Here is a 24,311-nt window from a genome sequence, read left to right as displayed (position 1 = left end):
ACGACGGCGACGCCTCCCGTGCTGGGGAGCGTCGCCGTCGTTTGTGCTTAAGCGGCTGGCCGCGACGCCGGCTAACTCAGCGGCCCATAGACTTGGGGCCATGAACGCCGAACTCATCGTGACCATCCTGTGTGGCCTGGCCATTGCGGTAGGCGTGGCCGGGACCATCATTCCTGTACTGCCCGGCAGTATCCTCATCGGCGCGAGCCTCTTGGCCTGGGCTATCTGGGGCGGTGCCGATGGCATGGGCTGGGTGATCTTTGCTGTGGGCATGGTGTTTGTGGTCTCTGGAATGGCGGCCAGCGCCGTGTTGACGGGGCGCAAAATGAAGCAGCACGGGATCCCCAACAGATCGGTGCTGATTGGTGTGGTCCTAGGCGTGGTGGGCATGTTCGTTATCCCCGTGGTGGGTCTATTTGTGGGGTTCGCGCTGGGGCTGCTCCTTAGCGAAGTGCAGCGCACGCGAAACTTCCAGGCTGCGCTGCGGTCCAGCGGGGCTGCGCTGAAGGCGACCGGCATAGGGATGCTGGTGGAGTTTGCCTTGGCCTGCGCCGCCGCGAGCACCTGGATCATCGGTGTATGGACAGAAGCGGTGTACGGGGGCCCTTAAACACCGTCGCCGGGATGGCGTGCGATACAGAGTTGTCATCACATGCCATCCCGGCGGAAGAATTACCGGAGGGTGGGAATCTTGACCTGCGCCGGGCGGAAGCTTGCTCCAGCACCGGGGAACAACGGGACGTCGATCCGTGCGTGGGTGTGGATTTCCTGCACGGTGTCCTTGGTGTGCTGTGCGATCTCCGCCAGGGTGGTGACCCACATGCCGTCCAGGTCCTTGACCCGCTCCATCAATTGCTCCAAGGCGACGGCACGGGACGGCCTGCCGGAGATGAACGGGTGGTTGGTCAGGACGAAGCAGCTTCCCTGTGAATGATGTGCCTGGGCCTCGAGCGTCCACATTTCCAAAGCCTTGGCCGGGCTCTCGATCACCCCGCTGCCCGTGACTCCGGGGTAGAACCCGTACTGCTCCCAGTCATCAAGCGCCCAGTCCACTGGGATCTCCACAATGTCCCGGGAGTCGCCCTCGGCGACGGCCATGCGGTAGGGGGCATCGCCGTCGAGCAGGCTTGAATCGTAAAGGAAGCCCCGGTCCGCCAGCAGTGCTGGGGACTGCCAGTTCAGCTCCCACCACGGTGCCCGGTAACCAACCGGCCGGATTCCTGCCACGTTGGCCAGTGCTTCGAGGCCGCGGTCCAAATAGCTCGCTTCAGTCGCGGCGTCGATCCCCTGCATGGGCTCGTGAAGGTATCCGTGGTGCGCGATCTCATGCCCGCCATCGGCGATCCTGCGTACTACGTCCGGGTAGCTCTCCGCCGTGAAGCCGGGAATGAAGAACGTTGCCTTGATGTCCTGTCGGTCCAAGAGTTGAAGTAAGCGCGGCACGGCGATTTTGGGGCCGTATGACTGGTGGCTCATGAGGGACATCCGGCGGGTGCTGGAAGGATCATGGGCGATGGTGCAGGACTCGGCGTCGACGTCGAAAGTGAAGGACGCTGCGGCCCGGTAGCCCTCGGGCCATGTGATCGGGTGGAGCGAATCAGCGAAAGCGGGCTGGATCATGCTGTAGTCCTTTCGGGAACTGCGGGAGTGACTGGCTGTGTCACTGACACGTGGTTTGAGTCCGCCAGAAGGTACTTCTTGTGGGCCCGTGGCCCGAGGAGTGCGTAGCTCACCGCGCTGGTCAGTCCGCCCGCCAGCCAGGAGAGGTCCCAGCCGCCCAGGGCTACGGCGATGGGACCCTGCATGGCGGGTACCAGGCCGTACATGAACAACCAGGTGGAGAAGATGCCCACCAGCAGCGAGACGATTCCGGCCCAGTTGATGACGGGCAAACGGTGTGTTCCTACGGGATCGAAGAGGCGGTCAACCTTGGCCGGCCAACGCTTCTCAAGCCAGAAGTAGTGCACCAGCATGACCCCGCCCCAAGCGGCCACCCAGGCGACTAGGCCGATCAGCCAGGCATCGAGAACCGCTGCGAAGTCCTCCTGGAAGATGAAGAACACCACGGCGATGAGTGAGAAGACGCCGACGAACAGGTTCAGCTTGCGGCGGCTGATCTTGATATCCAGGGCCTGCGTGGCCACGGAGAAGGTGTAGATGTTCAGGATGTTGGTGGCGATGGGACCATGCAGGACCATGAGGAGGACCGGGAGGGCCAGGACGCCGAAGTTCTGGACAATGAGTTTTCCGGGGTCGATTTCGCCGCTGTTGGTGGCCAGGCTTGCTCCGAGGACGCCGAGCCACACCACAGGGATGAACTGGCCGAGGACCGAAGCGAGATAAACCCTGCGCTTGGGAACCGACGTGCTGACGAAACGGGAATAGTCCGCAGCGTAGGTGAACCAGGTGATGCCCCAGCCGATGCCAATCGCCGTCATCACTGCGCTCATGGCGGCGATGCGCTCGGAACCTTCAAGGATGTTGCCGGCCGGGCCTGCATAGCCCCAGTCGATCTTCATGCCGAACCACGCCACGCATGACATGACGGCCAGGATGATGATGGTGGGCGGAACCGTCCACTTTTCGAAGGCTGCAATAGCCTTGTAGCCGAACCAGGCGATGGCTACCTGGGCCGCCATGATGGCCGTGGCGACGCCGATCTTCCAGGCGTAGTTCTTGGCCTCCGGGTCAACCCAGCCAAGGGTGCCGAAGAGCGCCATGACCAGATCCAGGATGATCCAGGTGTTGACGGCGCACCAGCCGATCACCAGCAGGGCTTGGATGGCGGCGGGGAGGTAGTTGCCCCGGCGGCCGAACGCTGCGCGGGCCAACACCATTCCGGTGGCGCCGGTCTTCTGGCCAAGGAGGACAAAGCAGCCGAACAGCAGCATGCCGATCAGGTTTCCCAGGACCAGGACGATCACGGTGTCAGCGAAGCCAAGGCCAAGGTGGATGCCGAGGGCGCCGAGCACCCAGTTGATAGGTGCGAGGTTGGCGCCTGCCCAGATCCAGAACTGTCCGGAAACTTTGCGGGTGCGGTCTGATTCCGGAATGGGTTGAAGCCAGGCTTCGCTGTCGTGGCCCGGCGCCGTTGCCGGTCCTGACAGCGTTGAGCCCGGCTGGGAAGAGCCTGTTTGCGCTGAACTCGAACGCGAAGAAGAGAGGTTGTCTTGCATGGGGAGAGCCTCCGTGTATGAAAGGGACCCTTTCAGCGTATGTGCCCCGGATCACAGCAACAAGATACGATGTGTCTAAGCAAATAGATCGCAACCGTACGGAGTGTCATGTCCATAGCCCTGGGCTCGGCTTTGAAGTCTCAGAGCCTCAAATCCGCAGAACCCCGCTTCCTCAACAACGTCCCTGAGGCGTTGAGCCGTGCCGTCCGTTGGGTCCACTCCAGTGAAGTCCTGGACATCGCTCCGCTCCTCAGCGGCGGTGAGCTGTTACTCAGTGGCGGCCAAGCCCTGGCCGGCGTCACAGCCGAACGGCAAGCCGACTACGTCCGTGAGCTGGCAGCCCGGGGCATTGCTGCCTTGGCCCTCGAAACTGGTCCAGCCCTGCCCGAAGTTCCTGCACGCATGCTGGAGATCGCCGAGGCGGCAGGATTGCCCGTGATCGAGCTGCGCCACGTGGTTCCGTTTGTGGCAGTCATGCAGGAGATCAATTCGCTCCTGGTCAGCGAATCCGTGGAGCACCTTCAGCGCGGCGACCAAGCCAGCCACGCCATGGCAGCCGAGCTTGCCCACGGCGGCGGGCTCGATCAACTCCTGGCGGTGCTGTCCGAAAAAACGGGGGCAAGTGCGCGGCTGCTCTCACCATCGGGCGTCACCCTCAGTTCTGCAGGCTCGTTCGAAGTCGCCGGCAGCGTCACCATCGTGGACGTACCGGTCCGCGGCGTCCTTGCCGCGCGGCTTGAACTGCACATGCCCGACGACGGCGACGGCGGCCTCGCGCGGGTGGCCGGCGAACGTTCCGTGGACATTCTGGGCTTGGCACTGTTGCAGCGTATGCCGCCGGGGCTGAAGGAATTGGCGGGCATCGAACTCATGCGTGCCATTAATTCGGGAGGCCAACACTGGCAACTTCAGCAACTGGGTCCGGCATCGGGGTTCCCTGCTCAGGGCGCGGTGGCCGCAGTGGTGATTCGATCAACCGGCGCCGGGCATTTGCGTCCGGCGGTGGACGCGTTGCTCCGGCTCTCTGTGCCGCATAGTGCGAGCTACGCCGATAACGCTGAGCTGATTGCACTCGCTGCTTTGGGGGAGGGGGCCGCCACCAGGCGTGCGCTGGTGGAAGCCTTGCGAGGGCTGGAAGTACCCACCGGATCCTTGGTGGCTGTGGGGCCGTTGGGCAACGGGATTGCTGAGGCGCCCTGGTCCTTGGCGGAGGCCCGCCGGGCCTTTGATCTGGCCTCGCCAGGCAAAGGCGTTGTGGATGCCGACACCTTGGCCGTGGAGCTCCTGGCTCAGGAAACACTTGACCCGGCCACACGTGAAGGGTTCGTCCAGCGGCAGCTGGGTGCCGTCGTCGAGCATGATCGTCTGAAGAAGTCCCAACTCATGAGGACGCTGAGCGTGTGGCTGGATACGGGCTGCAACACGGCCCAGGCCGCCCGCGAGCTGCACTTGGAAAGGCAGTCCCTGCATCACCGGCTGCAACGGATCTTCGAGCTGTGCGGCGGTGACCCACGCGGGAACGGCCGGCTGGCTGCGCTGCATCTGGCAACCCGGCTGGCTCGGGTGTAACCCCGGTCTAACGCGAAATCGCGGGTCCGCTGCGAATTCGCCCGTCAGCAACAGCGAATTCACAGCCGACCCGCGATCTCGGCGGGGCAAGCGCTACTTCAACACGATCGTCCTGTTCCCATTCAGGATGATCCGCCCCTCACAGTGCCAGCGAACGGCGTTGCTGAGGGCCTTGCATTCGGTGTCCCGACCGGCGGCTACGAGATCGTCCGGTCCGAACGTGTGGTCCACTTCCACTACCTGCTGGGCGATGATGGGTCCTTCATCCAACTCGCCGTTGACGTAGTGGGCGGTGGCACCCACAGTTTTCACACCACGCGCGTACGCCTGGTGGTAGGGCTTGGCACCCTTGAAGCTCGGCAGGAACGAGTGGTGGATGTTGATGGCGCGGCCATCGAGCTTCCGGGCGAGGTCGTCGCTGAGGACCTGCATGTAGCGGGCCAGGACAATGAGTTCCACGTCCAGTTCATCGATGATCTCCAGCAACCGCCCCTCGGCCGCGGGCTTGGTGGCAGCCGTGACGGGGACGTGGAAGAACGGGATCCCGTGCCACTCCGCCAAGCCCTGATGGTCGGTGTGGTTGGACACTACGCCCACTACGTCGATGGGCAGCTCGCCGATCCGTGCCCGGAACAAGAGGTCGTTCAGGCAGTGCCCGAACTTGGAGACCATGATCAGCACGCGTCGCTTGTATCCCTGACGCTCAAGCTGCCAGTTCATGCTGTACTTATCGCCCACAGGGGCAAAAGCGTTCCGCAGCTGATCAACAGTGGAGTCATCGCCGTCGGACGCGAAATGCACGCGCATGAAGAAGTGGCCCTCTGCGCGGTCGCCGAACTGCTTGTTGTCGATGATGTCGCAGCCGTGGTCCAGCAGGAATCCGGACACGGCATGCACGATCCCGGGACCTTCGGGGCAGTCCAGGGTGAGAACGTGTTCCACCGTGGTCTCCGCGGAGGAGGCGGCAGTGGTTTCGGTTTGGATGGCAGTCATGGCTAGCACTCCACTACGTTGACGGCGAGGCCCCCACGGGAGGTCTCTTTGTACTTGGATTTCATGTCCGCGCCTGTCTCGCGCATGGTTTTGATGGCCTTGTCCAGGGACACTTTGTGGCTGCCATCGCCGTGCAAGGCAAGGCGGGCCGCGTTGATGGCTTTGACGCTGGCGATCGCATTGCGTTCGATGCAGGGGATCTGCACCAGCCCGCCCACGGGATCGCAGGTAAGGCCCAGGTTGTGTTCGATGCCCACTTCGGCGGCATTTTCCACTTGCTCGGGCGTCCCGCCAAGGACTTCGCAGAGGCCGGCCGCCGCCATGGAGCAGGCGGAACCCACTTCACCCTGACAGCCCACCTCGGCACCGGAGATGGACGCGTTGATTTTGAACAGGATTCCGACGGCGGCCGCCGCCAGCAGGAACCGCACGACACCGTCGTCGTTGGCTCCTGGAACAAACTTGGTGTAATAGTGCAACACTGCCGGGACAATGCCGGCAGCGCCATTGGTGGGCGCGGTGACGATCCTGCCGCCCGCAGCGTTTTCCTCATTCACTGCCAAGGCGAAGAGGTTGACCCATTCCATGGCGAGGAGCGGGTCCGCTGAGGCACTACCGTTCAGGTCCGCGTCGGTTTCGGAAAGCTTTTTGAACAACGACGGCGCCCGTCGCCTGACGCTCAAACCTCCCGGCAGGATTCCCTCGGCAGAGCAGCCGTTGTCAACGCACTCCTGCATGACAGCCCAAATGCCCAGCAGCCGTTCGCGGAGTTCCTCTTCGGAACGCCACACGAGTTCATTGGCCAACATGACGTCCGAGATGGACATGCCTTCGCGCTCGCAGATCGCCAGGAGTTGGTCCGCCGTGGTGAAGGGGTAGGGGAGAACGGTGTCATCGGCTACCACTTTGTCGGTGCCGGTTGCGTCCCCGTCCACCACGAAGCCGCCACCGATGGAGTAGTAGCTGCGTTCCCGGAGCACGCCGCCCGTGTGGTCCAACGCGCGGAACGTCATGCCGTTGGGGTGTGCAGGCAGCGACTTGCGGCGGTGCAGGACCACGTCCTCGTCCCAGTTGAAGTCCACCCGGTGGTTGCCGCCCAGACGCAGTTCCGCCTCGAGTGCCGCCGCCGCGACCTGGTCGTCGGCCGTATGGGTGTTCACGGTTTCGGGGGAGTGGCCTTGCAGCCCCAGCACCACGGCTTTGTCTGAGCCGTGGCCCCGGCCGGTGGCGCCCAGGGAGCCGAAAAGCTCAGCCTGGACGCGCACCGTGGCCGGAAGCTGGCCGGACGATTCGAGACCGTCCGTGAACTGCTTTGCCGCGCGCATGGGGCCAACCGTGTGTGAAGACGACGGCCCGATGCCAACAGAAAACAGGTCAAGCACACTCAGTGCCATCAGGGGACCTCAGGGGAGGCGTATTCCCTCATGGCGTCCAGCAGCCAGCGGCCCAGGAAGTCGGCAAACGAGGCCCGGGGAAAGATCCGGTAGGAGTCCTCGGAAGTCTTCCACAGCATCACCGGGATGTGTGCAAGTTCCGTGGAAACGGCCGTGCCCGGCTTGAAGACACGCGGGTGCAAGTCCAGCGCGCAGGTCTTTTCCAACACTGCCCGGGCGTGGCTGCCGGAGAGCTCGAACGTGGTTCGGTTGGCGGACAGGTCCACCACCTGGCCGGCGTCGTTGCCCAGTGCGGTGGTCAGATCGCTGACCAGGGATCCGCCCAGTGAATCGTGGGCTTCCTCCGGTGCAACCACCAGGAACTCGGTGGGGCCGAGCCACAGGGTGTTGACGGAATCCGTCCCCGTCACTTCACCGCAAGCGGCAGGCAAGCCGCCGGTCACGGACGCAACGCGGGCGCCGGCGTTGGACGTCCGGTCAACCCGGATGCCCACCATGGCCTGGTACGGGATCTCGGTGAGTGTCACTATGCCCGGAACTGAGCCGGACGTGAACGCCTCAGCCAGGTGCTGGGCCGGGCTGCGCCGTGCCCCACGAACACTGTTCACGGTTTCTGCGGGGGTTGCTGTTTCAGCCATCTTTGCGGGTCCCTTCAGCATCGAAAAGTACGGTTTCGCCAACAACCACGTTCACCAATTGGTCTCCCAGCGAGGCCACCAAGGTCTCGCCGATGCGGTTGCGGCCGTTCTGGATAAGTGCCAGGCCGAAGGAACGGCCCAGCGCGGCGCTGCGGTAGCTGGAGGTCACGAAGCCCTCCATGGGGACGGGTCCGTTGGCCGGGTTGACGGGGATGCCCTTCTCCACCAGCTGCGTGCCTTCCGGCAACCGCAGCGAGTGGTCTACGGGAAGAACGCTCACCAGGTGCTTGCGGTCTTCGCGGCTTGCGTCCTGCCGGAGGTAGGAGCGCTTGCCGATGAAGTCCTTGGCCTTGGAAACGATCCAGTCCATGCCCGCGTCCTGCGGGGTGACCGTACCGTCGGTGTCCTGCCCCACGATCGGGTAGCCCTTCTCGGCGCGGAGCACGTGCATGGTCTCCGTACCGTAGGGGGTGATGTTGAACTCGGCACCCGCGGCAGCAACAGCTTCCCAGGTGTTGAGTCCGTACCAGGACGGGATGTTGATTTCGTAGGCGAGTTCGCCGGAGAAGGAGATGCGGCAAACGCGTGCCTGGACTCCGGACGCCAACGTGGTTTCGCGGAAGGTCATGAACGGGAAGTTTTCTGCCTCCAAGCCACCGTTTTCGGCCAGCTGCGGAGCAACCTTGGCGATTACTGCACGGGACTTCGGGCCAACTACGGCGATGGTGCTCCACTGTTCCGTAACGGACGTGCAGACCACGTCAAGCTCCGGCCACTCCGTTTGGTGCCACTCCTCCAGCCAGTCCAGTACCTTGGCTGCGCCGCCGGTGGTGGTGGTCATGAAGTAGCGGTCATCATCCAGGCGCAGGGTCACGCCGTCGTCGAAGATCATGCCGTCCAGGGTGCACATCACGCCGTAGCGTGCGGATCCCGGTGCGAGCTTCTTGAACGCGTTGGTGTAGACGCGGTTCAGGAATTCACCCGCGTCCTTGCCGCGGATCTCGATCTTGCCCAGCGTGGTGGCGTCCATGAAGCCCACGGAATCGCGGACGGCGGCGCATTCACGCAGGACTGCCGTGTCCATGTCCTCACTGCCCTGCGGGTAGTACCAGGGGCGCTTCCACTGTCCAACATCTTCGAACAGTGCGCCTTGGGCCACGTGCCACGGGTGGATGGAGGTGACTCGTGCGGGGTCGAACAACTCGCCGCGCTGGCGGCCTGCCAGGGCTGCGAAGGCGACAGGGGTGAACGGTGCACGGTACGCCGTGGTTCCGATCTCGCCGACGCCGGGGATGCTCTCTGCGCCACCGAACTTCAGTGCTGCGGCGATGACACCGATCGCGTTGACGCCGGACGTCTTGCCCTGATCGTTGGCCGTGCTGATGGAGGTGTACCGCTTCACGTGCTCCACGGACCGCATGCCCGCACCGGTGGAGCGGAGGACATCGGCCACGGACTGGTCGCGCTGGAAGTCCACAAAGTGGTGGTGCCACTCGCCGGGCTCGCCGGTCTGGCCGGGAACCAGCCAGAGCTGACGGCTCGGTGCACTTGCCACGGGAGCCTGCAGTTCCATCGGGGTTGTTGCGGATTCGAACCCGGCAGCGATGGATGCTGCTGCTCCGGCCGAGATACCTTCTGCCAGGCAGTCCTGGAGTTCGTAGCTGCCCCGGCCTGCGCCCACCACCTGCTGGTCCCTTACGGGAGCGGTGGGGATGAACGCTGCGAGCTCGTCATCCCAACGCAGTTTGCCTTGACGCTGGCTGTGGAGGTGAACCACCGGGCTCCAACCGCCAGAAACTGCAAGAAGATCGGCAGCCAGCTCTTCGACGCCCGAGGTGAGTTCGCCGTCGTCGTTAATACTGCGGACGGTGACCCCGTTCAGGCGGCCATTCTCGTCCGCGGACGTGTCAGCGACTGCACTGCCGATGAGGACCCGGGTACCGGACTCGACGGCGGCGGCGGCCTTCGCGCTGATCTGCGGACGGGCATCGACGACGGCGGCAACCGCCACGCCTGCCGCCTTCAGATCCGCGGCAAGAGCGTAAGCGGAATCGTTGGTGGTGCTGATGACCACGCGCGATCCGGCGGCCACGGCGTAACGGTTCAGGTAAGTGCGGGCTGCCGAGGCGAGCATGATGCCCGGGCGGTCGTTGTTTTCGAAGACCAGCGGACGCTCGTGGGCGCCCGGAGCCAGGACAACCTGCTTGGCACGGATGTGCCAAATACGCTGGCGGGAGACACCCGAGGCTGCCGGGACGCTCAGGTGGTCCGTGCGGTTCTGGGCTGCAATGAAGTAGTTGGAGTCGTAGGAGCCGAATGCGGTGGTGCGGTTCAGCACCGTGCATTCAGCGGCAGAAACCAGCTCGGCCTCCACGTCCGCAACCCACTCCAGGGCCGGCTTGCCCTCGATTTCTTCCGCCAGATCCGGGGCTGTGGAACCGGAGAGCAGTGAGCCGCCGAGCTCGGGCTGGTCGTCGATGAGGATGACGCGGGCGCCGGTGCGGACAGCTTCGCGGGCCGCTGCCAGGCCGGCGATGCCGCCGCCGACAACCAGTACATCCGTGTGGACGTACTTCTTGTCGTACTCGGCCTTGTCCTCGTTCGGGTCAAGCTTGCCCAGACCGGACAGGAGCTCAACGTTCATGCCGTCCACCAAGGAAACTGCGGTGGCGGGAAGCATGGACTCGGCAACGTGGCCCGGGAAGCGGGGAGCGATCTTGACCAAGGCGTTGGACTCTTCTACGCCGGCTGCCATGATGCCGCGGGGGCGGTCCTCATAAAGGGAGTTGCCGGCGTTGATGTGGCCATTGGCCAGCAGTGCCGAAGCGATGGTGTCCCCCGGGTGGCCGGTGAATTCCTGGCCGTCCACGGTGAAGCGCCAGGAGATGCTGCGATCGATGCGTCCGCCGGTGGCGAGGCGTGCGTTCTTGCTGGTCACTTCTAGACTCCTTCCGAAGAGATGGGGGTGGTAGCTGTGGGGGAGGCGGCGCCGGGGGAGAGGCCCGGTTCGCCGGCTTGGCCGAACTCACCGGCCTGGGTGAACTCGCCCGGCTGTTCCGGTGCTTTCTTTGGACTCGTCACCTTGATGTCCGGCCGGGGCTGGCCCATGCCGTAGATGGAGTGAATCTCGTAGCTCACGGTGTCGCGGAGCATGTTGAACCACTGGCGGCAGCCTGTGCTGTGGACCCAGCGTTCTGCGAAAGTTCCCTTGGTGTTCTCGCGGTAGAACAGGTATTCAGCCCATTCGCGGTCCGTGAGGTCGTTGGGGCTCTCCGGGTAGGCGACGTGTGCTTGGCCGCCGTAGTGGAATTCGGTTTCGTCGCGTGGCCCGCAGTTGGGGCATGAAATGAGGAGCATGTCTTTTCCTGTCCTGGCTAGTGGGCTACGGCTGCGGCGCCGTGTTCGTCGATCAAGGCGCCGGTCTCGAAGCGTTCCAGCGCGAAGGGCTTGTTCAGCTGGTGCGGAGCGCCGGTGGCGATGGTGTGCGCGAAAGTCAGGCCCGCCGCCGGAGTGCCCTTGAAGCCGCCGGTTCCCCAGCCACAGTTGACGAACATGTTCTCCACCGGGGAGAGGCCAACAATCGGGGAAGCATCCAAGGTGGTGTCCACAATGCCGCCCCAGGTCCGGAGCACGTGGGCCCTGGCGAAGATCGGGAAGAGCTCCACGGCTGCTGCCATCTGCTCCTCGATCACGTGGAACGAGCCGCGCTGGCCGTAGCCGTTGTAGGAGTCCACACCGGCGCCCATCACCAGTTCGCCCTTGTGGGCTTGGGACACGTACACGTGGACGTGGTTGGACATGACCACGGTGGGGTGGACCGGCTCGTGGAGTTCAGACACCAGCGCCTGGAGCGGGTGGCTCTGGATCGGCAGGCGGAAGCCCGCCATTTCCGCCAGGACCGAGCTGTGGCCTGCGGCGCAGAGGCCCACCTTTTCGGTGTTGATGGTGCCGCGCGTGGTCTGGACACCGGTGACCTTGTTGCCGTCCTTGATGAAGCCGGTAACTTCGCAGTTCTGGATGATGTCCACACCGAGTTCATCGCACTTGCGGGCAAAGGCCCACGCCACATGGTCGTGCTTGGCGATGCCTGCACGCGGCTGGTACGTGGCACCCATGACGGGGTAGCGGATGTTGTCGCTGATGTTCAGGATGGGGCAGAGTTCCTTGACCTGCTGCGGGTCCAGCCATTCGGCGTCTACACCGTTGAGGCGGTTGGCACCCACCCGGCGAACGCTTTCGCGAACATCGCCCAAGGTGTGGGCCAGGTTCATGACACCGCGCTGGCTGAAGAGGAAGTCGTACTCCAGCTCTTCCGGGAGGATTTCCCAGAGCTTGAGGGCGTGCTCGTAGATGGCTGCGCTCTCGTCCCAAAGGTAATTGGAACGGATGATGGTGGTGTTGCGGGCCATGTTGCCACCGGCCAGCCAGCCCTTTTCAAGGATGGCGATATTCGTCATCCCGTGGTTCTTCGCCAGGAAGTATGCGGTGGCCAGGCCATGCCCGCCGCCGCCCACAATCACGGCGTCGTAGCTTTTCTTCGGGTCCGGGTTGCGCCAGAGGAAGTCCGGGTGTTCGGGGAGGTGGTCTGCACTCACTTGGCTGCTCCAATCAGTTCTGCTTCGGTTACGGCGCCATTGCCGTTGTGGTTTAGGTGCGGGTAGAGGGGGAACTTGTTCGCCAGGGCGGTCACGCGGTTGCGGAGTTCGACGGCGGTGGTCTCGTCCAGGGTGACGTCACCTTCGGCGGTGGCTGCTTCGGCGCCTGCCTGGGTGCCTGCTTGGGTGCCGCTGTTCGCTGCGGCGATCAACGCCGTCGCAATGATGTCCGAAACTTCGGTGAAGTCCTCGGCGCCGAAGCCGCGGGCGGCTAGGGCTGGGGTGCCGATGCGCAGGCCGGACGACACCATGGGTGGGCGGGGGTCGAACGGGACGGCGTTGCGGTTGACGGTGATGCCGATCCGGTGCAGCGTGTCCTCGGCCTGCTGGCCGTTGAGGACCGAGTGGCGGAGGTCGGCGAGGACAAGATGGACATCGGTTCCGCCGCTGACAACGGAGATGCCGGCTGCGGCAACGTCGTCCTGCAGGAGGCGCTGGGCCAGGATCTTGGAACCCTCAAGGACGCGGAGCTGGCGTTCCTGAAACTCGGGCTCGGAGGCCATCTTGAAGGCAACGGCCTTGGCTGCGATGACGTGTTCCAGCGGACCACCCTGCTGGCCGGGGAAGACTGCCGAGTTAACCTTCTTGGCGATGTCGGCGTCGTTGGTCAGGATCACGCCACCGCGCGGACCGCCGAGGGTCTTGTGGGTGGTGCTGGTGACAATGTGGGCGTGCGGCACGGGGCTGGGGTGCAGGCCTGCTGCGACGAGGCCGGCAAAGTGGGCCATGTCCACCATGAGGTAGGCGCCCACCAGGTCAGCGATGCGGCGGAACTCAGCGAAGTCCAGCTGGCGGGAATACGCCGACCAGCCGGCGACGATCAGCTGCGGCTTGCTCTCCAGAGCCAGGCGCTCCACTTCAGCCATATCTACGGTGTGGGTGTCCTCGCGGACTCCGTACGGAACAACCTTGTACAACTTGCCGGAGAAGTTGATGCGCATGCCGTGGGTCAGGTGGCCGCCGTGGGCGAGGTTCAGGCCCATGATGGTGTCGCCCGGGGTGATCAGTGCGTGCATGGCCGAGGCGTTGGCCTGGGCGCCGGAGTGGGGCTGGACGTTGGCGAACTCTGCGCCGAACAGGGCTTTCAAGCGGTCAATGGCGAGCTGTTCAATCACATCAACGTGTTCGCAGCCGCCGTAGTAGCGCTTGCCGGGATAGCCCTCGGCGTATTTGTTGGTCAGCACCGAGCCCTGGGCTTCCATGACGGCCGTAGGAGCGAAGTTCTCAGAGGCGATCATTTCCAGCGTGGACTGCTGGCGGATGAGTTCCTGGGCGATCGCCTGATCGACCTCCGGGTCCGCCTGTGCAAGCGGGCGGATCAGCGGTTCAACCATGGTGTTCTCCTTCAAAAGCTTGTCTAGTGGCCGACTGTTAGGCAACTGATATATTAGAACTATTGCCATAGTATGTTGAAGATCACATGGTCGTCAACAGGTCCGGGAAACTCATCCGTGGGACCGTGGTTGTGACAACGGGAGAGAGCAATGAGCGCAGCACTGGAAGCACTGGAGTCAGCTCCGCAGGGCACGTCCCTAGCAGAGAACGCCTACCTGCTGCTGCGCGACAGGCTCATCATGCTGGACGTCAAACCCGGCGACCCCATCAACGACGGACAAATCGCCGCCGAACTGGGAATCGGGCGCACTCCTGTCCGTGAAGCCATCAAGCGCCTCGAAAGCGACCACCTCGTGGTGTCCTACCCCCGGCGCGGCACGTTCGCCACCGGCGTGGACATCACCCAGCTCGCCGAGGTCTCCGAAATCCGCGAACTGCTGGAACCGCTCGCCTCCAGGAAAGCTGCCCGGATGGCCAGCCCCGCCATGCGTTCCGAGCTCCGCGCCGTCGCCGCCGCGATCCGGGATCTTGAAGGTCAGGACAATTCCTCCCAGGACCTCATGCGCTACGACATCCAGGTCCACAGGCTGATCTACAAAGCTTCGGCCAATGCCCACCTGGAAGACGTCCTCATTCGCTACGACAACCTCGCCACCCGCATCTGGTGCCACATGCTCGAGAAGATGCCCTCCGTTTCCGGCCACATCTCCGAGCACGTCGACCTCCTCACGGCCATTGCCGACGGCGACGAAGACCGTGCCGCAGAGCTCGCCCTGCACCACGTAGTCAGCTTCGAAGAGACCATCCGCAAGGTCCTCTAGCTTTCCCGCCCTGCCGTGCTCCCGCCTTCCGGCGGCGGGCTCATCCTCTGCGCGCTAGGTCGTCACTCCCTTAGACGCGCGCTGCCGGATAACCCCACCCCCTCCCGATCCTCTCTCACGTCCCGCGGGTTTTTTGCCGTCGCTCTCTCACATCCCGCGGTTTTGAGCTGATCGCTCTCTCACATCCCGCGGTTTTGAGCTGATCGCTCTCTCACGTCCCGCGGGTTTTTTTTGCGGTCGTCAAGTTTTTGAGACAGGTCTCGTTGTTGTTTTTGGTTAGGCGGCCAGGGGTTGCTGGGCGCGGGTTTGGTAGTTGGTGTGGGCTTTGGCTGGTGGTATGCCGCCGGCTCGGCGGTTGGGCCGGCGGCGGTTGTACCAGCCCTCGATGTATTCCATGACACCGGTTCGGGCGGCGAGTCGGGAGCCGTAGCGTTGGTGGTGGTAGAACTCGGTTTTGAGGTGGGAGAAGAAGTTCTCCGCGACGGCGTTGTCCCAGCAGACCCCGACTTTCCCCATGGACTGCGTCACCGAGTTATCGCCGCACCATTTCTGGAATTCATCCGAGGTGTATTGGGTGCCCCGGTCCGAATGGAACACCACCGAGGCCCCGGTCAGGTGGCCGTGGTTGCGGGCCATTTGCAGCGCCGCGGTGCACAGGCTCGCGCGCATGTGCCCGGCCATGGACCAGCCGATGACCATGCCGGAGAAAAGATCGATCACCGTAGCCAGGTAGAGCCAGCCCTCACCCGTGCGCAGGTAGGTGATGTCACCGACCAGGCGGGTTCCGGGCACTGTTGAGGTGAAGTCCCGCTTGCCCTCTGCATCGAGCATGTGGTTCTCGATGTGGGCTGTTTTGGCCTGCGGATCCTGGACGGTAGTTGCCTTCCAGGCCTGGGTGCGGACGGCCCGCAGCCCGTGCTCACGCATGATCGCCCCGACAGTGGGGGCCGAGACCCGCACTCCCTTCTCGTTCAAAAGCAGGGTCAGTTGGTCCCGGCCGGCACGGCCCTTCTCCTCCTTATACAGCTCGGTAACCGCGGCGGCGAGATCCTGATGCCGTACTGCCCGCGGGGATGGCCCGGCCGGGTTGCGCCATCGGTAGAACGAGGCCCTGGAAACCTTCAACGCCCGGCATAGCCAGGCCACGGAATGGTTGGCCTTCTCCGCTTCGATGAACTCGTAGAAGTCCTCTACTTTTGCTTCGCGGCAAAGAAGGCGCTGACTTTTCCCAAGAACTCGACCTCGGCCTTCAATCTCTCGTTCTCAGCCAAGGCCTTCCGGTGTTCATCCCAGGACACCGGGCCCGGGTCCACAGGCTCTAGAGCAGGACCGTCCTGATGTTTTCCCCGGTGCCGATGAAGCCAGTTCCCCAACGTGCTCTCCTTCACCCCGAGCTCGTCAGCGACTTGCTTCACTGAACGATCCGAGGACAACACCAGCTGCACAGCTTCCTCACGGAAAGCCGCATCATATTTTCTTCTAGGACCAGTCATTCTGAAGTCGATCTCCCATCAACCTGTCTCAGAAAACCATACGGCCGCATTTGGCGTCGCTCTCTCACGTCCAGCGGTTTTGAGGGGGTCGTTCTCTCACGTCTTGCGGGTTTTTTGGCGTCGTTCTCTCACGTCCCACTGGGAGTTGCTGGATGCAATCTCCAGTGGGCCTATGGGGCCGACTTGCCCGAGGTCGCAAGCCTCGCCGCCCGGCCCGCGGGAACGTGCACAGCGGCCAGGAACAAAAAGGCTCGACGTCGATGTGGACTTGAGTGCGGACGACGCCTCCTCTTCGCCCTAATGAGAGAGCGATCGGGTTTTGGGGGTGGGATGTGAGAGAGCGATCGGGTTTGGGGGGTGGGATGTGAGAGAGCGATTGGGTTTTGGGGGTGGGATGTGAGAGAGCGATCGAGTTTGGGGGGGTGGGATGTGAGAGAACGATCGGGTTTTGGGGGTGGGATGTGAGAGAGCGTCGTTAGGGGCAACTGCGTTGGGTTAGATGCAACAAACGCCTTTTGCGCCATCAGCCCACTCCAGTCAGCGGTTTAGTCCGGCAGACCTGATTGAGCTGATGCGCATCCGTCACAACTAACCCTTGACCGTGGCGCCGCTCACACATATTCTGGTGCAACAGCGTTGCGCTGAATGCAACCCAAATCAATTTTGGTGGACACATGAGCAATGAATCATCTGTGGCAGCCGCTCCAGGCAGCCCCTCCCACATCTCCCACGCACCAGGTTCCCAACCGGAAGTCAGCAAGGACACTCGACGGCGAGTGGTCACCGCAAGCTTCATCGGGAACTTTGTTGAGTGGTTCGACTACGCCGTGTACGGATACCTGGCCGGCGTCATCTCTACTGTTTTCTTCCCCGAGTCAGACCGCCAGACGGCCCTGCTCGCAACCTTCGGCGTGTTTGCCATCAGCTTCTTCGTCCGGCCCTTGGGTGGTTTCATCTGGGGCCACATCGGGGACAAGCTGGGCCGCAAGCAAGCGCTGAGCCTGTCAATCGTCCTGATGTCCGTGGCGACGTTCTGCATCGCACTCATCCCCGGCTACGCCACGATCGGCGTGATGGCGCCCATCCTGCTCCTCCTGGTAAGAGTCGTCCAAGGCTTCTCCGCAGCCGGCGAGTACGCCGGGGCGTCTGCCTTCCTGGTGGAGTATGCGCCGGCGAATCGGCGCGGACTGTATGCCGCCGTCGTGCCCGCCAGTACTGCAGCGGGTCTGCTGCTGGGGTCCTTGCTGGCAGCCCTGCTGAGTTCAGTCCTGACCGCGGAGCAGCTCAACGAATGGGGTTGGCGATTGCCGTTCCTGTTGGCTGCGCCCATGGGATTGATCGGCCGGTATATCCGGACCAAGCTCGAGGACACGCCGGCTTTCCGGGAGCTCGCTGCCAAGGACAATGCGGTCAAAGCCCCTGCCTTCGCCATGTTCAGGACGTACCGGAAGCAACTCATCATTGCCACCGGCGCGGTGTTGCTGAACGCTGTGGGCTTCTACGTGATCCTCAGCTATATGCCCACTTACCTGTCGGAAGAGCTGGGCTTTGGCGCAACGGAATCGTTCCTGGCCACCACCATCGCCCTGGCCAGTTACATCGGCTTCATCTTCCTAACCGGCATGGCGTCGGACAGGTTCGGCCGCAAGCGGATGCTCATCACGGCATCAGTGCTTTTCATGCTGCTAACGGTGCCGGCTTTCATGCTCCTGGATACCCGCAATTTCCTGGTGATCGTGCTGGTGCAGATACTCCTGGGCGGAATGCTGACCCTCAACGACGGAACCTTGCCGAGCTTCCTGGCCGAGCTCTTTCCCACGAAGGTCCGGTACACCGGATTCGCCGTCAGCTTCAATCTCTCCAATGCCCTGTTCGGCGGCACCGCGCCGTTCATGGCCACCCTTCTTATCGGCATGACCCACAACCAGCTGGCCCCCGGTTGGTACCTCGTGGCTGCCGCTCTGGTTTCCCTCATCGCAGTCCTGTTCGCCACCGAGACTTTCAAAAAGCCTCTGCTGCAGGACTAGTACAACCCACCCATTGAAAGGAACAACCATGACCATCACCCAGAACGAGGCCGTCAACGATGTGGCCAAGCTCGAGCGCACCAAGGTCCTCAACAACGGCGAAAAAGTATCGCTGACCTTCTCCGACGCCGAGTTCGAGCGTCGCCTCTCCGGCCTCCGCCGCATCATGGCCGAGAAAGACCTCGACGCCGTCATCCTCACCAGCTACCACTCCATCAAGTACTACTCCGACTTCCTCTTCACCTACTTTGGCCGCTCCTACGGCATGGTGGTCACCAAGGATGACACGGTCACCATCACGGCAAATATCGACGCCGGGATGCCTTGGCGCCGCAGCTACGGCGAGAACCTTGTGTACACGGACTGGCGCCGGGACAACTACATCCACGCCATCCAGGAAGTCCTGCGGACCCGCGGCATCAACCCGCGCCGCATCGGCGTCGAAGATGACTCGCTGCCGCTGGACAACCGCAACAAGATCCAGGCCGCGTTCTCCGGAGCGACGCTAGTTGACGTTGCGCAGGCAGCGATGCGTCAGCGCATGATCAAGTCCACCGAGGAGATCGCGGTCATCAAGCACGGTGCGCGCATTGGTGACTTGGGTGGCGAGGCCATCCGCAACGCCATCACCGCCGGGATCACCGAGTACGAGGTGGCTCTGATCGGTACCGAGGCCATGGTTCACGAGATTGCCCGGACCTTCCCGGACTCTGAAATCCGAGACACCTGGGTGTGGTTCCAGTCCGGCATCAACACAGATGGTGCACATAACTGGGCCACCACCCGCAAGATCCAGGAACACGACATCCTGTCCCTGAACTGTTTCCCCATGACCAGCGGCTACTACACGGCACTGGAGCGCACCCTGTTCTACGGCGAACCGGACGCCCGCTCTCTGGAACTGTGGAACATCAACGTTGAGGTCCACAAGCGTGGTCTGGAGCTCATCAAGCCCGGTGCTGTGTGCAAGGACATCGCGGCAGAGCTCAACGAGATCTACGTCAGCCACGGCTTGTTGGCCAACCGGACCTTTGGCTACGGCCACTCCTTCGGTGTGTTGAGCCACTACTACGGACGCGAGGCAGGCCTTGAACTCCGCGAGGACATTGACACCGTCCTGGAGCCGGGCATGGTGGTGTCCATGGAGCCGATGATCACGGTGATGGACGGCCAGCCGGGTGCTGGCGGCTACCGCGAGCACGACATCCTGGTGGTGGGCGAAGACGGCGCGGAGAACATCACTAAGTTCCCGTTCGGCCCCGAGTACAACATCATCGGAGCCTAGTGACCCGGCCGGTGGACACAGCGTGGTGTCCACCGGCCGAATCCGGTGGGGCGTCCGCCGTCGAAATATCTCCAGCGAAATATAGTGAACCCATGACTCCCACCGAATCCAGCGACACTCTTGAGAACAGCAACAGCACTGGTGACAGCAAAAACACCTCGGTGATCGTCAACGCCATCGCCGTCTTGAGGAGCTTCACTGCTGACGAGCCGCTCCTGGGAGTCACCGAAATCGCCGGCCGCATTGGCCTGCATAAGAGCACCGTCTCCCGGATCCTCGCGACGCTGGAACAGGAGAATCTTGTAGAGCGCGACGTCGATTCGCGCAGGTTCCGCTTGGGGCTGGGCATGATCGCCATGGCGGGCCCCCTCCTGGCGGAACTCGAAGAGCGTCGCGTTGCCTACCCTGTGCTGCGCGAACTTACTGAGCGGACGGGGGAGACCAGCGCGCTGATGGTGTGGAACGGCAACGAGTCCATGTGTGTGGAACAGATCCCCAGCCGTCACCAGGTCAAGCATCTCGCTCCGTTGGGTGCCCGCTACAACGAGGCCCTGAGTTCATCCGTGCAGGTCTTCCTTGCTTCGGAGAACGAGGACCGGGTGCGCCAGTTGCTGCGCAGCGGATCGATCACGCTGACCGGCGTGGACGAGGACGCGGTGGAGGCTTATTTGCTTCGCCTGAAGGAATCGATGGAGCGTGGGTGGGCAGTGAACTTCGGTGAGACATCCATCGAAGAAGTGGGCGTGGCCTCACCCGTGTACGACCACCGCGGCAACATGGTGGCCTCCGTCCTGATCCCGGCCCCGAAGTTCCGTGTTTCGCAGGACACCCTCAACAGTCTCGGCGAAGCCTGCGCCGCAGCAGCGGCTAAGGTGACCACGCGGTTGGGTGGCCGCGCCCCGCGATAGGCCGGGGGCACATAGCTTGCCCAAAGGATGAATCTGCTGGCCAGCGGGTGGAGATTGACTGCAGGGAGCACTGATTGGCGATGTAGCGTCCCGGTGCGTAGATAGTCTGGCTGGCATGGAACGAACACTGAAAGTTGTCCGGCATTGGGGCGCCCCCGCGGCGGCTGCCATCTTCTTTGTGCTGTGGTGTGTGGGAGAAGCGGGCCGCATGGGACCGTGGCCGGGCCTGTATTGGCCTGGTGCCATTCCTCTGCTCATGATGACGGCCGTGATCGGTCTCGCGAAGCGGAAACCTTACTTTTCGCTCGGACTAACCGGCGTCCTGCTGCTGGGACAGCTGGTGCACATCGTGCCGGCGATGGCCGCCAACCACTGGGCCATCTATTTGGGATCGTTCATCGCGCTGGGCCTCATTATGTGGACGGGGTCCAAAACCCAGAGAATCGTAGCTGCCAGTTCCAATCTGCTTTTCATCCTCGTTATGACTTACATGATGATTTCTGCGCGCTACGGTGACGGAGTTGGATGGTTCAAGCCATTGTACGTAGGGGATAGCGTTGCACTCAGGGACTATGTGCCGGTGCTGTTTCCCCTGCTCCTGGTGGTAGCGGCTGCGTGCGGAACGCTTGGCCTCCTGGTATCCCTTTATGAAGATCGCCAGTTGCTGTCCAAGGCGCAGATTGTTACCGAAGCAAGCCTGAAAGAAACGGAAATCGAACTGGTCATTGAGCAGGAACGTACTCGGATCGCCCGCGATCTGCATGATGTACTGGCTCATTCGTTGGCAGTCATTACGGCCCAGGCTGACGGCACGCGGTATCTGAGCAAAGGCCAGCCGAAGCCTGTCCTGGACGCGTTGGAGAACATCGCCGTATCCGCCAGGCACGCACTGGTTGATGCGCAACGCGTCATCGAAGGCGTGAGGGACGATGGCATGGTTGCCCCACAACCTCTGATCAGCGACGTCGGACCGCTGATGGAGCGCATGCGTCAGGGCAGCCTTGAGATTGAGCACAGTGAGAGTGGTGTACCCGTTGAACTAGGAGCTGGTCAGCAGCTGGCAGTGTTCAGGATCGTCCAGGAATGCCTCACGAATGCCCTGAAACATGGTGGGCGGGGAACCGCTGTGCGCGTGCATTTCGATTGGAGCGGCCCAGGGCTGACACTGCATGCTTCCTCCGCGCTGCCGGCGTCCGTTCCGTTGGGGGAAACGGACGCCGGACATGCCAAGGAACGCTACGGACGAGGCATTCCTGGAATGCGGGAGCGTGCGCATCTGGCAGGTGGTTGGCTGACAGCGGGCCCGGATGGCGAGCAGTTTCGGGTAACTGCTTTTCTCCCATATGGAACCGGGAGCCTGCAAGTCACCTCCCAACCATCGGAGGCATTGACGGACCTAGGCGAGCGGGCGTCAGCAGCCGGAGCCGCTGCTAATGACTGAGGCTTCTGCGCCCATTTCCGTAGCGTTGGTGGACGATCAACCGTTGTTCCGAGCGGGCATCCGGATGCTTGTTGAAAGTCAGTCGGACATGCTGCTTGCGTGGGAGGCGGAGGATGGCATCCAAGCTGTTGCGCTCGCGGCAGAGCAGCCGCCGGACGTCGTGCTGATGGATCTTCGGATGCCTGTCATGGATGGTGTGACTGCCACCAAGCACATTTGGGACGCGGCCTCGCGTGGCGGTTTGGTCAAGCCGAAGATCATCGCCTTGACCACATTCAATCGCGACCAGGCTGTGGTGGAAGCCGTGCAGGCGGGAGCAAGCGGGTATCTGCTCAAAAGTGCCGAGCCGGAGTTCCTGTTGGCGGCAGTCAGGACTGTTCACTCGGGGTACTCGGTCATCGCGCCCGGATCGGTGCACGACCTGTTTCAGCACGCGGCCCGGGCGGTCCCGGCCGAGGGTCCGGATCTTTCGGTTCTGGAACCGTTGTCTGCTCGGGAACGGGACGTCTTTCTGCTGGCGCCAAGGGTTTGAGCAACAGTGCAATGGCTGAGAGCTTGTTCGTGTCCGAGGCTACCGTCAAGACGCATCTGCGCAGCGTCCTAACAAAGCTGGGTGTCGGGACGCGTCTTCAACTCGTGTCCTTCGCGTACGAGCACCGGCTGCTCGGATAGTTGGGTGGCCGCGCCCCGCGGTAGCCGGGACCTGTCGTCGAGACCCAAAAACTCTCGCCGAGTTGGCATTTGATGACAATCCGGGGCGCCAACATTGTCATTAAGTGGCATCTCGGCGGAAGCCGGGAGGGCACAAAAAACGGCGGCCGTCCCGCTTAAGGGGACTGCCGCCGTCGTTATTCTGCAAGACGTGCGGAAGGGGCTACATCTTCCGTCGCGCTGTGGTTGTTTCGTCCATGGCGTCCCTACCGAGCCAGGCTCCCAGACCGATCATGGCAACGCCGAGGATCAGGTGCAGCCAGTTGTCAGCGGTGTTGAAGGGGACAAAGTTGGCGCCTGTTTCCTGGTTGATGACCAGGCCATAGATCCAAAGAACGATGTACACGGCGCCGCCGCCCAAGAGGAACAGGCGGGCCATGCGTGCGTTCCTTGCCATGGCCAAGCCGGCCACGCCAAACAGCAGATGAACGATGTTGTGGAGTACGGACACTTGGAAGACTCCAAGCAGCATGGCGCCGGATTCATGTCCCGCAAAGGTCATGGCGCCGAAATTGGTGGTGATCCCGGGGATGAAGCCCAGGACGCCAACCAGCAGAAATACAATGCCAACGCCCATGGCGGTGTTGCGTAGCGTCAACCCCATCATGTGGTGGTGTTCGGCGGGGTGCGAAGCGGTGGTCATCAAGTCCTCCCTTTCACGCTGTTACCCGGCTCTTCTCATGGAGAGCCGACCTGCGGCAAGGGCTGTGGCAAAAACCTTGCCGACGCCGCCATAATACTCCTGAAATGCCTCCGATAGCAGGGGATGTGCCCAGTTCAGCGGCGGTTAGCATGGAATTATGAGCCAAGCTCCCAACGGACGCGTGCACACGATTTTCCACGACACCCGCGATCTCACTCCTTTCCGCGAGGGCTACGTCCGCACCTCCGTGCGGGGGCTCGCTGACGGCGTGAATGATGTGCTCTCCGGTGTCCTGAGCGGCCGCGATCATGCACGGTTGACTGTAGCCGGCAACGTCCCGCGGCTGAGGATGTTGTCCTCCAAGACGGCGAAGGCCATGCACGAGGCCGTTTTCACCTCCACGGAGCCGGATCGGCTTCTGGCCTTCGGCCGTATGTATCCCGGATGGGCGGGCCTGTGTCATGTGATGGCCGGTTTGCTCGCGTACAAACATGGCGGGTTTTTGAGGGCGTCCGAGCTTCTGCAACGCGGTTTAACAACAAGGATCGACGACGACGCCAGCCAGTTCTCGGCAATGTACCTTGGGCAGGTGGTCACCAAGGTTGAGGTGGCCGAACGGATTGAGGTTCCGGTCCTGTTCAGTGAGGAGTCCGTGTTTTTGGCGCTGTCCCATTGCCTTCGGGAAATGGGGATGACCGAGGCGGCGTTGGAAGCAGTGGTGACGTTGCCGCCGTCGTTGCCTTCGGCGTTGGCGCGCTGCACAGCGGCGTACTCGTTGGAACGGCACCGTGATGTGGTCCTGTGGACTGAGGGTTTGCTGAACACGGACGACCTCTCGGCGGCGCTTTTGCTGATCCGGGCGCGGTCGCAACGGGCCAGGGGTGACTTCGAGTCGGCTCAGGTGGCCCTCAAAGAAGTGCTCCGGCGTCGTAAGACCAATTTGGCGCTGAAGAATGATGCGTTGACTGACAGGGCCCTGCTCGCTCTTGACCAGGGCCGGCGGACGTTGACTCCGTGGTCCAAACGGCCGGCCCCGCCTGCGGAGCTGGAGACTTTGGAAGTGATCCGGAAGGATGCCGAGATGCGGCGTCTATGGGAGAACGACTTCAGGCAGCTGGGCGGCGAATAACAACCATTGTGCCTTCCCTGGGAAAGGCGTAATCTCTTAATCAATCAAACGGTTGATCAATTATTCAGTTGATCAAAGAGTTGATGATGAGAG

At 62.7% G+C, this 24,311-nt stretch carries 19 protein-coding genes and 1 pseudogene; 9 read left to right on the top strand and 11 right to left on the bottom strand.

The annotated features are described in order from the left end of the window. Positions 1-100 precede the first annotated feature (100 nt). On the top strand, positions 101-610 hold the full coding sequence (locus tag LDN70_RS19330; RefSeq protein ID WP_223941147.1) for a DUF456 domain-containing protein: 510 nt from the start codon (positions 101-103) through the stop codon (positions 608-610). Positions 611-672: 62 nt separating this feature from the next. Here LDN70_RS19330 and LDN70_RS19325 read toward each other — a convergent pair whose 3' ends face one another. Beyond that, positions 673-1,620 (bottom strand): polysaccharide deacetylase family protein, encoded by a 948-nt coding sequence (locus LDN70_RS19325; RefSeq protein ID WP_166842474.1) that lies wholly within the window; start codon positions 1,618-1,620, stop codon positions 673-675. Beyond that, a complete protein-coding gene (locus LDN70_RS19320; RefSeq protein ID WP_223941146.1) occupies positions 1,617-3,176 on the bottom strand; it encodes a purine-cytosine permease family protein in 1,560 nt (519 codons plus the stop codon). Before LDN70_RS19320 ends, LDN70_RS19325 begins: the two co-directional genes overlap by 4 nt. A gap of 108 nt (positions 3,177-3,284) precedes the next feature. Here LDN70_RS19320 and LDN70_RS19315 point away from each other — a divergent pair, with 108 nt between their 5' ends. Then, positions 3,285-4,745 carry a PucR family transcriptional regulator gene (locus tag LDN70_RS19315; RefSeq protein ID WP_142937608.1) on the top strand — a complete coding sequence of 487 codons (1,461 nt, stop codon included), beginning with the start codon at positions 3,285-3,287 and terminating at the stop codon, positions 4,743-4,745. A 93-nt stretch (positions 4,746-4,838) separates the two neighbouring features. On the opposite strand, the gene purU is transcribed toward LDN70_RS19315, so the two are convergent. Genes purU through glyA form a run of 7 tightly spaced genes read right to left on the bottom strand, consistent with a single transcriptional unit; the run spans position 4,839 to position 13,759 of the window. Further along, positions 4,839-5,738 (bottom strand): formyltetrahydrofolate deformylase, encoded by a 900-nt coding sequence (gene purU, locus LDN70_RS19310; protein ID WP_142937609.1) that lies wholly within the window; start codon positions 5,736-5,738, stop codon positions 4,839-4,841. Positions 5,739-5,740: 2 nt separating this feature from the next. Continuing rightward, positions 5,741-7,132: an L-serine ammonia-lyase gene (locus LDN70_RS19305; protein ID WP_142937610.1), complete on the bottom strand. Its 1,392-nt coding sequence runs from the start codon at positions 7,130-7,132 to the stop codon at positions 5,741-5,743. Further along, positions 7,132-7,770, bottom strand: a complete 639-nt coding sequence (locus LDN70_RS19300) for a sarcosine oxidase subunit gamma (protein WP_166842471.1) — start codon at positions 7,768-7,770, stop codon at positions 7,132-7,134. Before LDN70_RS19300 ends, LDN70_RS19305 begins: the two co-directional genes overlap by 1 nt. After that, on the bottom strand, positions 7,763-10,708 hold the full coding sequence (locus tag LDN70_RS19295) for an FAD-dependent oxidoreductase (RefSeq protein WP_223941145.1): 2,946 nt from the start codon (positions 10,706-10,708) through the stop codon (positions 7,763-7,765). The genes LDN70_RS19300 and LDN70_RS19295 overlap by 8 nt, the downstream gene beginning before the upstream one ends. A gap of 2 nt (positions 10,709-10,710) precedes the next feature. Beyond that, positions 10,711-11,127 (bottom strand): sarcosine oxidase subunit delta, encoded by a 417-nt coding sequence (locus LDN70_RS19290; RefSeq protein WP_142937613.1) that lies wholly within the window; start codon positions 11,125-11,127, stop codon positions 10,711-10,713. A gap of 17 nt (positions 11,128-11,144) precedes the next feature. Beyond that, a complete protein-coding gene (locus LDN70_RS19285) occupies positions 11,145-12,365 on the bottom strand; it encodes a sarcosine oxidase subunit beta family protein (RefSeq protein WP_142937614.1) in 1,221 nt (406 codons plus the stop codon). Beyond that, entirely contained in the window at positions 12,362-13,759 is a 1,398-nt protein-coding gene (gene glyA / locus LDN70_RS19280) for a serine hydroxymethyltransferase (protein WP_223941144.1), read from the bottom strand. Before glyA ends, LDN70_RS19285 begins: the two co-directional genes overlap by 4 nt. Positions 13,760-13,909: 150 nt before the next feature. On the opposite strand from glyA, the gene LDN70_RS19275 reads away from it, so the two are divergent. After that, positions 13,910-14,581, top strand: a complete 672-nt coding sequence (locus tag LDN70_RS19275; RefSeq protein ID WP_011776428.1) for a GntR family transcriptional regulator — start codon at positions 13,910-13,912, stop codon at positions 14,579-14,581. A 276-nt stretch (positions 14,582-14,857) separates the two neighbouring features. Here LDN70_RS19275 and LDN70_RS19270 read toward each other — a convergent pair. Continuing rightward, positions 14,858-16,074 (bottom strand): IS3 family transposase gene (locus tag LDN70_RS19270; protein WP_142937384.1). Its coding sequence is split into 2 segments (ribosomal slippage): positions 14,858-15,810 and positions 15,810-16,074, totalling 1,218 coding nucleotides; the frame shifts between segments, so codons are not numbered across the junction. A 674-nt stretch (positions 16,075-16,748) separates the two neighbouring features. On the opposite strand from LDN70_RS19270, the gene LDN70_RS19265 reads away from it, so the two are divergent. From LDN70_RS19265 to LDN70_RS19245, 5 genes and pseudogenes are all read left to right on the top strand, one after another. After that, the gene (locus tag LDN70_RS19265; protein WP_223941143.1) at positions 16,749-18,101 is read left to right on the top strand and encodes an MFS transporter; all 1,353 of its coding nucleotides are present in this window, start codon (positions 16,749-16,751) and stop codon (positions 18,099-18,101) included. 28 nt (positions 18,102-18,129) lie between these two features. Beyond that, entirely contained in the window at positions 18,130-19,386 is a 1,257-nt protein-coding gene (locus tag LDN70_RS19260; RefSeq protein ID WP_223941142.1) for an aminopeptidase P family protein, read from the top strand. A 92-nt stretch (positions 19,387-19,478) separates the two neighbouring features. Then, complete coding sequence (locus LDN70_RS19255) at positions 19,479-20,294, top strand: IclR family transcriptional regulator (RefSeq protein ID WP_142937629.1); 816 nt, start codon at positions 19,479-19,481, stop codon at positions 20,292-20,294. Positions 20,295-20,409: 115 nt separating this feature from the next. Beyond that, positions 20,410-21,735 (top strand): sensor histidine kinase, encoded by a 1,326-nt coding sequence (locus LDN70_RS19250; RefSeq protein WP_223941141.1) that lies wholly within the window; start codon positions 20,410-20,412, stop codon positions 21,733-21,735. Next, positions 21,728-22,407 (top strand): annotated as a pseudogene (locus LDN70_RS19245) (response regulator). The gene LDN70_RS19250 and the pseudogene LDN70_RS19245 overlap by 8 nt, the downstream one beginning before the upstream one ends. Before the next feature lie 202 nt (positions 22,408-22,609). On the opposite strand, the gene LDN70_RS19240 reads toward LDN70_RS19245, so the two are convergent. Further along, the gene (locus LDN70_RS19240) at positions 22,610-23,089 is read right to left on the bottom strand and encodes a DUF4383 domain-containing protein (RefSeq protein ID WP_142937630.1); all 480 of its coding nucleotides are present in this window, start codon (positions 23,087-23,089) and stop codon (positions 22,610-22,612) included. A gap of 157 nt (positions 23,090-23,246) precedes the next feature. Between LDN70_RS19240 and LDN70_RS19235 the strand changes: the two genes are divergently transcribed. Next, positions 23,247-24,218, top strand: coding sequence for a hypothetical protein (locus tag LDN70_RS19235; RefSeq protein WP_223941140.1), 972 nt, complete (start codon positions 23,247-23,249; stop codon positions 24,216-24,218). Positions 24,219-24,311 lie beyond the last annotated feature (93 nt).

Origin of the sequence: Arthrobacter sp. StoSoilB22, from assembly GCF_019977315.1 — a bacterium.
Taxonomy (GTDB): Bacteria; Actinomycetota; Actinomycetes; order Actinomycetales; family Micrococcaceae; genus Arthrobacter.
The sequence above is the reverse complement of the archived record's forward strand: the minus strand, read 5'-3'. Positions and strand labels throughout refer to the sequence as shown.